The sequence below is a fragment of the Microbacterium sp. zg.Y909 genome, from assembly GCF_024626565.1.
The window spans coordinates 1-7,004 of sequence record NZ_JANJFJ010000234.1; the positions used below are offsets into that span (position 1 = coordinate 1).

At 66.1% G+C, this 7,004-nt stretch carries 14 protein-coding genes and 1 pseudogene; all 15 read left to right on the top strand.

What is annotated here, in order from left to right; all coding sequences use genetic code 11:
• Positions 1 to 29: 29 nt before the first annotated feature.
• Positions 30 to 428 (top strand): 50S ribosomal protein L22, encoded by a 399-nt coding sequence (gene rplV / locus NQ160_RS15550; protein ID WP_257495800.1) that lies wholly within the window; start codon positions 30 to 32, stop codon positions 426 to 428.
• Positions 428 to 1,189: a 30S ribosomal protein S3 gene (gene rpsC, locus NQ160_RS15555; protein ID WP_257516088.1), complete on the top strand. Its 762-nt coding sequence runs from the start codon at positions 428 to 430 to the stop codon at positions 1,187 to 1,189. Before rplV ends, rpsC begins: the two co-directional genes overlap by 1 nt.
• Positions 1,189 to 1,608, top strand: a complete 420-nt coding sequence (gene rplP, locus NQ160_RS15560; RefSeq protein WP_257516089.1) for a 50S ribosomal protein L16 — start codon at positions 1,189 to 1,191, stop codon at positions 1,606 to 1,608. Before rpsC ends, rplP begins: the two co-directional genes overlap by 1 nt.
• Positions 1,608 to 1,922, top strand: a complete 315-nt coding sequence (gene rpmC, locus NQ160_RS15565; RefSeq protein ID WP_257495802.1) for a 50S ribosomal protein L29 — start codon at positions 1,608 to 1,610, stop codon at positions 1,920 to 1,922. The genes rplP and rpmC overlap by 1 nt, the downstream gene beginning before the upstream one ends.
• A complete protein-coding gene (gene rpsQ, locus NQ160_RS15570; RefSeq protein WP_285178408.1) occupies positions 1,922 to 2,269 on the top strand; it encodes a 30S ribosomal protein S17 in 348 nt (115 codons plus the stop codon). The genes rpmC and rpsQ overlap by 1 nt, the downstream gene beginning before the upstream one ends.
• Before the next feature lie 34 nt (positions 2,270 to 2,303).
• Positions 2,304 to 2,672 (top strand): 50S ribosomal protein L14, encoded by a 369-nt coding sequence (gene rplN / locus NQ160_RS15575; protein ID WP_191719471.1) that lies wholly within the window; start codon positions 2,304 to 2,306, stop codon positions 2,670 to 2,672.
• Between the two features lie 2 nt (positions 2,673 to 2,674).
• Positions 2,675 to 3,034: a 50S ribosomal protein L24 gene (gene rplX, locus NQ160_RS15580; protein ID WP_257516090.1), complete on the top strand. Its 360-nt coding sequence runs from the start codon at positions 2,675 to 2,677 to the stop codon at positions 3,032 to 3,034.
• Positions 3,035 to 3,036: 2 nt separating this feature from the next.
• Positions 3,037 to 3,627, top strand: coding sequence for a 50S ribosomal protein L5 (rplE, locus tag NQ160_RS15585; RefSeq protein ID WP_257516091.1), 591 nt, complete (start codon positions 3,037 to 3,039; stop codon positions 3,625 to 3,627).
• A gap of 122 nt (positions 3,628 to 3,749) precedes the next feature.
• Positions 3,750 to 4,139, top strand: a pseudogene (rpsH, locus tag NQ160_RS15590) (30S ribosomal protein S8); the annotation flags it as partial.
• Between the two features lie 5 nt (positions 4,140 to 4,144).
• On the top strand, positions 4,145 to 4,681 hold the full coding sequence (gene rplF, locus NQ160_RS15595) for a 50S ribosomal protein L6 (RefSeq protein ID WP_257516092.1): 537 nt from the start codon (positions 4,145 to 4,147) through the stop codon (positions 4,679 to 4,681).
• Positions 4,682 to 4,683: 2 nt separating this feature from the next.
• A complete protein-coding gene (rplR, locus tag NQ160_RS15600) occupies positions 4,684 to 5,043 on the top strand; it encodes a 50S ribosomal protein L18 (RefSeq protein ID WP_257516093.1) in 360 nt (119 codons plus the stop codon).
• Positions 5,040 to 5,720, top strand: a complete 681-nt coding sequence (gene rpsE / locus NQ160_RS15605) for a 30S ribosomal protein S5 (RefSeq protein WP_374113662.1) — start codon at positions 5,040 to 5,042, stop codon at positions 5,718 to 5,720. Before rplR ends, rpsE begins: the two co-directional genes overlap by 4 nt.
• A complete protein-coding gene (gene rpmD, locus NQ160_RS15610; RefSeq protein WP_023954062.1) occupies positions 5,720 to 5,905 on the top strand; it encodes a 50S ribosomal protein L30 in 186 nt (61 codons plus the stop codon). Before rpsE ends, rpmD begins: the two co-directional genes overlap by 1 nt.
• Positions 5,905 to 6,411 (top strand): 50S ribosomal protein L15, encoded by a 507-nt coding sequence (gene rplO, locus NQ160_RS15615; protein ID WP_257516094.1) that lies wholly within the window; start codon positions 5,905 to 5,907, stop codon positions 6,409 to 6,411. Before rpmD ends, rplO begins: the two co-directional genes overlap by 1 nt.
• A gap of 99 nt (positions 6,412 to 6,510) precedes the next feature.
• Positions 6,511 to 7,004: preprotein translocase subunit SecY (locus NQ160_RS15620; RefSeq protein WP_374113663.1), on the top strand; the 494-nt coding region annotated here is incomplete at its 3' end.

Genomic DNA, 7,004 nt, shown 5'->3' on the forward strand with positions numbered 1-7,004 from the left:
TGACGCGGTGGCGCAGAGAGGAGAGAGAGATGGTGGATTCCATCGCCCGCGTGCGACACATCCGCGTGACCCCTCAGAAGGCTCGTCGTGTCGTCGCTCTCATCAAGGGCAAGCAGGCTCAGGAGGCCCTGGCCATCCTGAAGTTCGCGCCGCAGAGTGCGTCCGAGCCGATCTACAAGCTCGTCGCTTCCGCGATGGCGAACGCCCGCGTCGCTGCCGACAAGAACGGCGAGTACCTGGATGACCAGGACCTGTACGTGAAGAACGCGTACGTCGACGAGGGTTCGACGCTCAAGCGTTTCCGCCCCCGTGCTCAGGGCCGCGCCTTCCAGATCAAGAAGCGCACCAGCCACATCACGGTGCAGCTGGCGACCCCCGAGGTCCAGGATGCTGCCCCCGCCACGACCAGCAAGAAGGCGAGCAAGTAATGGGACAGAAAGTTCACCCGTACGGCTTCCGCCTCGGCATCACCACCGACCACGTGTCGCGGTGGTTCTCCGACTCGACCAAGCCGGGCCAGCGCTACGCCGACTACGTCGCCGAGGACATCAAGATCCGCAAGCTCCTGCAGACGCAGCTCGACCGCGCCGGCGTGAGCAACATCGAGATCGAGCGCACCCGTGACCGTGTCCGCGTGGACATCCACACGGCCCGCCCGGGCATCGTGATCGGTCGCCGCGGCGCCGAGGCAGAGCGCATCCGCTCCGACCTCGAGAAGCTCACCGGCAAGCAGATCCAGCTGAACATCCTCGAGGTGAAGAACCCCGAGGCCGACGCTCAGCTGGTCGCGCAGGGCATCGCCGAGCAGCTCTCCGCACGTGTGGCCTTCCGCCGCGCGATGCGCAAGGGCCTGCAGGGCGCCCAGCGTGCCGGTGCCAAGGGCATCCGCATCCAGGTCTCGGGCCGCCTCGGCGGCGCCGAGATGAGCCGTTCGGAGTTCTACCGTGAAGGCCGTGTGCCCCTGCACACCCTGCGCGCGAACATCGACTACGGCTTCTACGAGGCGAAGACCACCTTCGGTCGCATCGGCGTGAAGGTCTGGATCTACAAGGGCGACCTGACCAACAAGGAGCTCGCTCGCGAGCAGGCCAACGCCCCGAAGACATCTCGTGGCCGTGACGACCGTGGTGGCGACCGTCGCCGTGGTCCGCGCAACGACGCACCCGTCGCAGAAGGAGCATCGGCGTAATGCTTATCCCCCGCAAGGTCAAGTACCGCAAGCAGCATCACCCCGGCCGTTCAGGCCAGGCCACCGGCGGCACGAAGGTCTCCTTCGGCGAGTACGGTATCCAGGCCCTGACGCCGGCCTACGTGACGAACCGTCAGATCGAGTCCGCTCGTATCGCGATGACCCGTCACATCAAGCGTGGCGGAAAGGTGTGGATCAACATCTACCCCGACCGTCCGCTGACCAAGAAGCCGGCCGAAACCCGCATGGGTTCCGGTAAGGGCTCGCCCGAGTGGTGGGTCGCAAACGTGAAGCCGGGTCGCGTCCTGTTCGAGGTCGCCGGCGTCAACGAGCAGCTTGCTCGCGAGGCACTCACCCGTGCCATCCACAAGCTGCCCCTGAAGGCACGCATCATCAAGCGCGAGGAGGGCGACGCGTAATGGCCGTCGGTACCAAGACGCTCGCTCCCAGCGAGCTCGACACATTCGAAGACCAGCGCCTCGTCGAGGAGCTCCGTAAGGCCAAGGAAGAGCTGTTCAACCTGCGCTTCCAGTCGGCCACGGGCCAGCTCGACAGCCACGGCCGCATCCGTGCGGTCAAGCGCGACATCGCGCGGCTGTACACCGTGATCCGCGAGCGCGAGCTTGGCATTCGTGCCACGCCCGCACCTGTCGAGACCGCGACGAAGGCGAAGAAGACGAAGGCCAAGAAGGCGGATGCCGCTGACGAGGCCGTGAAGGAAGAGGCCGAGTAATGGCTGAGACCACCGAGAAGAAGGCTGCCGCCTCGACCGCTCCGGTCGAGGCCAAGGGCCACGAGTCGTCGGCGCGCGATGTGCGCGACGAGAGCGCCCGCGGGTACCGCAAGTCCCGCCGCGGTTACGTCGTCAGCGACAAGATGGACAAGACCATCGTCGTCGAGGTCGAGGACCGCGTTAAGCACCCGCTGTACGGCAAGGTCATCCGCCGCACGTCGAAGGTCAAGGCCCACGACGAGGGCAACACCGCCGGCATCGGCGACCTCGTGCTCATCAACGAGACCCGCCCGCTGAGCGCCACCAAGCGCTGGCGCCTGGTCGAGATCCTCGAGAAGGCCAAGTAAGGCTTCGGCCTTCTTGGAATCCAAGGAGTAACAAGTGATTCAGAACGAATCCCGACTCAAGGTCGCCGACAACACCGGCGCCAAGGAGCTGCTCACGATCCGTGTGCTCGGCGGCTCCGCTCGCCGGTACGCCGGCGTGGGCGACATCATCGTCGCAACGGTGAAGGATGCCATCCCCGGCGGAAACGTCAAGAAGGGTGATGTCGTCAAGGCCGTCATCGTGCGCACCGTCAAGTCGACCCGTCGTCCCGACGGCTCGTACATCAAGTTCGACGAGAACGCCGCCGTGATCCTGAAGAACGACGGGGAGCCCCGCGGCACCCGCATCTTCGGTCCCGTCGGTCGTGAGCTTCGCGACAAGAAGTTCATGAAGATCGTCTCCCTCGCCCCGGAGGTCATTTGATCATGGCGAAAATCAAGAAGGGCGACCTGGTTCAGGTCATCTCGGGCGCCAAGCCCGAGCGCGGCGGAGACCGTGGCAAGCAGGGCAAGGTCCTCGAGGTCCTTGTCGAGCGCAACCGCGTCATCGTCGAAGGCGTGAACTACGTCACCAAGCACACCCGTGTGGGCCAGACCCAGCGCGGCACCAAGACGGGTGGCCTCGAGACGTTCGAAGCCCCCATCCACATCTCGAACGTCGCCCTGGTCGACCCCGAGACGAAGAAGCCGACCCGTATCGGCAGCCGCGTCGAGGAGCAGACCAAGAACGGCGTCAAGCGCACGGTCCGCGTGCGCTACGCGAAGAAGTCAGGCAAGGACCTCTGAGAATGAGCACTGCACCTGCCGTGGAGGCTGGCAAGATCCAGCCCCGCCTGAAGCAGAAGTACAAGAACGAGATCCAGAAGGCTCTGCAGGAGGAGTTCGGCTACTCGAACGTCATGCAGATCCCCGGGATCGTCAAGGTCGTCGTCAACACCGGTGTCGGTGAGGCTGCGCGTGACAGCAAGGTGATCGATGGTGCGGTCGACGACCTCACCAAGATCACCGGCCAGAAGCCGGTCGTCACCAAGGCCCGCAAGTCCATCGCGCAGTTCAAGCTGCGCGAGGGTCAGGCCATCGGCGCGCACGTCACCCTCCGCGGTGACCGCGCGTGGGAGTTCCTGGACCGCCTCGTGAACCTCGCGCTGCCCCGCATCCGCGACTTCCGTGGCCTCTCGCCGAAGCAGTTCGACGGGCACGGCAACTACACGTTCGGCCTGCAGGAGCAGGCGGTCTTCCACGAGATCAACCAGGACAAGATCGATCGCGTTCGCGGCTTCGACATCACTGTCGTCACCACTGCGAAGACGGACGAGGAGGGCCGCTCGCTGCTGCGTCAGCTCGGCTTCCCCTTCCGCGCCGACGACGCTCAGGCGTAATCGGATAAGCTTGGGCGTTTGGTCTCGGACCCTGCGGTCCGGGACCAAACGCCCGTACAACTGAACACCGCCCCTCAACGTAGGTCGGGGGTGGCGTAACGGCCTCCGAAACCTCGGGAACGACAGACCCGGTCGCAGACATGCTGACCCGTCTGCGCAACGCGAACTCGGCGCACCACGAAACCGTGTCCATGCCGAGCTCCAAGCTCAAGACTCACATCGCCGAGATCCTCCAGCAGGAGGGCTACATCGCCGGCTGGGAGGTCACCGACGCGCGCGTTGGGCAGACCATCACGCTGACGCTCAAGTACGGCCCCAACCGCGAGCGGTCGATCGCCGGCATCAAGCGCGTGTCGAAGCCGGGTCTGCGCGTGTACGCACGCTCGACCGAGATCCCCACGGTGCTCGGCGGCCTCGGCGTCGCAATTCTGTCCACTTCCTCTGGCCTCCTCACGGACCGCCAGGCCGAGTCGAAGGGCGTCGGCGGGGAAGTCCTCGCCTACGTGTGGTGATCTGAATGTCCCGCATCGGTCGTCTTCCCATCGACATCCCCGCCGGCGTGACCGTCGAGGTCTCCGGACAGGATGTCTCCGTCAAGGGCCCGAAGGGCGAGCTCAAGCTCACCGTCTCGCGCCCCATCGAGATCGCGGTGCAGGAGAACCAGGTTCTGGTCTCCCGCCCCGACGACGAGCGCGAGTCGCGGTCGCTTCACGGCCTGACCCGCACGCTCATCAACAACAACATCATCGGCGTCACCCAGGGCTACACCAAGGGCCTTGAGGTCGTCGGCACCGGTTACCGCGTTGCTCAGAAGGGCAGCTCGGTCGAGTTCGCCCTCGGCTTCTCGCACCCCGTGCTCGTCGACCCGCCGGCCGGCATCACGTTCACGGTCGAGGGCAACAACAAGCTCACCGTGAGCGGCATCGACAAGCAGGCCGTCGGTGAGGCTGCCGCCAACATCCGCAAGATCCGCAAGCCTGAGCCGTACAAGGGCAAGGGTGTGCGCTACGCCGGCGAGGTCGTTCGGCGCAAGGCCGGAAAGGCTGGTAAGTAACCATGGCTGTGACTTCCAAGTCCGTCGCACGCGCGCGTCGTCACGCGCGTCTGCGCAAGAAGGTCGTCGGCACCGAGGCGCGTCCGCGTCTGGTGGTCACCCGTTCGGCGCGTCACGTCTTCGTCCAGCTGGTCGACGACAGCAAGGGTCACACCCTCGCATCGGCTTCGACCCTCGAGACCGACCTGCGCGGTTTCGACGGTGACAAGACCGCCAAGGCCCGCAAGGTCGGCGAGCTCGTCGCCGAGCGCGCGAAGGCAGCCGGCGTCGTCGACGTCGTGTTCGACCGTGGTGGCAACCGCTACGCGGGTCGTGTCGCCGCGATCGCCGACGGCGCCCGCGAGGGAGGCCTGAACCTGTGAGCGAGAACAAGGAGAACGAAGTGACCGAAACCGCTCCGGCTGCGGCCGCGGCCGCGCCCGAGACGGCAGCGGCGGAGCGCGAGCCCCGCCGCGGTGGTCGCGAGCGCAGCCAGACCCGCGACCGCAACTCGCGCGACCGCAACGACAGCCAGTTCCTTGAGCGCGTCGTCACGATCAACCGCGTGTCGAAGGTCGTCAAGGGTGGCCGCCGCTTCAGCTTCACCGCCCTCGTGGTGGTCGGCGACGGCAACGGTCTGGTGGGCGTCGGCTACGGCAAGGCCCGCGAGGTGCCCCTGGCCATCTCGAAGGGTGTCGAAGAGGCCAAGCGCAACTTCTTCCGCGTGCCCCGCGTCGGCTCGACCATCCCGCACCCCGTGCAGGGTGAGGCCGCTGCCGGTGTCGTGCTGCTGCGTCCGGCTGCCGCCGGTACCGGTGTCATCGCCGGTGGTCCGGTGCGTGCCGTGCTCGAGTGCGCCGGCATCCACGACGTGCTGTCGAAGTCCCTGGGCTCGTCGAACACGATCAACATCGTGCACGCGACGGTCGCGGCTCTGAAGAGCCTCGAGGAGCCCCGTGCGGTCGCCGCCCGTCGTGGTCTCGACTACGACGCGGTCGTTCCGGCGATCATCATCCGCAACGAGGCCAAGGCCGCTGCGGCGAAGAAGGTAGGTGCCTGATGGCTGCCCGTCTGAAGGTGACGCAGGTCAAGTCCAAGGTGAGCGAGAAGCAGAACCAGCGTGACACGCTGCGCAGCCTCGGTCTCAAGCGGATCGGCGACTCGGTCGTCCGTCCCGACGACGCGCAGACGCGCGGCTACGTCAAGACCGTCGCCCACCTCGTCAAGGTTGAGGAGATCGACTAATGGCTGAGAAGGCCGAGAAGAAGGGCGCCGCCAAGGCTGCGTCCACCAAGGATGCCGCGGCATCGCGCCCCGGCGTGCTGAAGGTCCACCACCTGCGTCCGGTCCCCGGTTCCAACACGGCGAAGACCCGTGTCGGTCGTGGTGAGGGCTCGAAGGGTAAGACCTCGGGTCGTGGCACCAAGGGCACGAAGGCCCGCTACAGCGTGAAGGTCGGCTTCGAGGGCGGTCAGATGCCGCTGCACATGCGTACTCCGAAGCTGCGCGGGTTCAAGAACCCGTTCCGCGTCGAGTACCAGGTGGTCAACCTCGACAAGCTCGCCGAGCTGTACCCGCAGGGTGGCGACGTCACCGTGGGCGACCTGGTCGCCAAGGGCGCCGTGCGCAAGAACGAGAAGGTCAAGGTGCTCGGCACCGGAGACATCTCCGTGGCGCTGAACGTCTCCGTCGACAAGGTCTCCGGCTCCGCGGAGCAGAAGATCGTCGCAGCAGGCGGCACCATCAAGTAATCACGCCACAGGGGCCGGAGCAACGCTCCGGCCCCTGTGCCGTACTCTGGTTGACGGCGTGCCTCGCAGCCGCCGCCGATCTCACTGGAGGAATCCGACTTGTTCAGCGCCATCGCGCGGGTCTTCCGCACACCCGACCTGAGGCGGAAGATCGGCTTCACGCTCGGGATCATCGCCGTGTATCGCCTCGGTGCCCACGTGCCGACGCCGTTCGTGGACTTCCCGAACGTGCAGTCCTGCCTCGCGCAGTCCGGCGGCACCGAGGGCCTGCTCTCGCTTGTGAACCTCTTCTCCGGAGGCGCGCTGCTGCAGCTGTCGATCTTCGCGCTGGGCGTGATGCCGTACATCACGGCCACGATCATCGTGCAGCTTCTGCGCGTGGTGATCCCGCACTTCGAGACACTCTACAAAGAGGGCCAGGCCGGCCAGAGCAAGCTGACGCAGTACACCCGCTATCTGACGATCGCCCTCGCGCTGCTGCAGTCGACCACGCTCATCACGGTCGCCCGCAGCGGTCAGCTGTTCGGCATCACCGGCATCGCGGAGTGCGAGCAGGTGCTCACCAACGACGCGTGGTGGGCGCAGCTGCTGAT

Excerpts from the sequence above, each read along its gene's own strand:
- rplV (WP_257495800.1), top strand. The coding sequence starts at position 30 with ATGGTGGATTCCATCGCCCGCGTGCGACACATCCGCGTGACCCCTCAG.
- rpsC (WP_257516088.1), top strand. The coding sequence starts at position 428 with ATGGGACAGAAAGTTCACCCGTACGGCTTCCGCCTCGGCATCACCACC.
- rplP (WP_257516089.1), top strand. The coding sequence starts at position 1,189 with ATGCTTATCCCCCGCAAGGTCAAGTACCGCAAGCAGCATCACCCCGGC.
- rpmC (WP_257495802.1), top strand. The coding sequence starts at position 1,608 with ATGGCCGTCGGTACCAAGACGCTCGCTCCCAGCGAGCTCGACACATTC.
- rpsQ (WP_285178408.1), top strand. The coding sequence starts at position 1,922 with ATGGCTGAGACCACCGAGAAGAAGGCTGCCGCCTCGACCGCTCCGGTC.
- rplX (WP_257516090.1), top strand. The coding sequence starts at position 2,675 with ATGGCGAAAATCAAGAAGGGCGACCTGGTTCAGGTCATCTCGGGCGCC.
- rplE (WP_257516091.1), top strand. The coding sequence starts at position 3,037 with ATGAGCACTGCACCTGCCGTGGAGGCTGGCAAGATCCAGCCCCGCCTG.
- rplF (WP_257516092.1), top strand. The coding sequence starts at position 4,145 with ATGTCCCGCATCGGTCGTCTTCCCATCGACATCCCCGCCGGCGTGACC.
- rplR (WP_257516093.1), top strand. The coding sequence starts at position 4,684 with ATGGCTGTGACTTCCAAGTCCGTCGCACGCGCGCGTCGTCACGCGCGT.
- rpmD (WP_023954062.1), top strand. The coding sequence starts at position 5,720 with ATGGCTGCCCGTCTGAAGGTGACGCAGGTCAAGTCCAAGGTGAGCGAG.
- rplO (WP_257516094.1), top strand. The coding sequence starts at position 5,905 with ATGGCTGAGAAGGCCGAGAAGAAGGGCGCCGCCAAGGCTGCGTCCACC.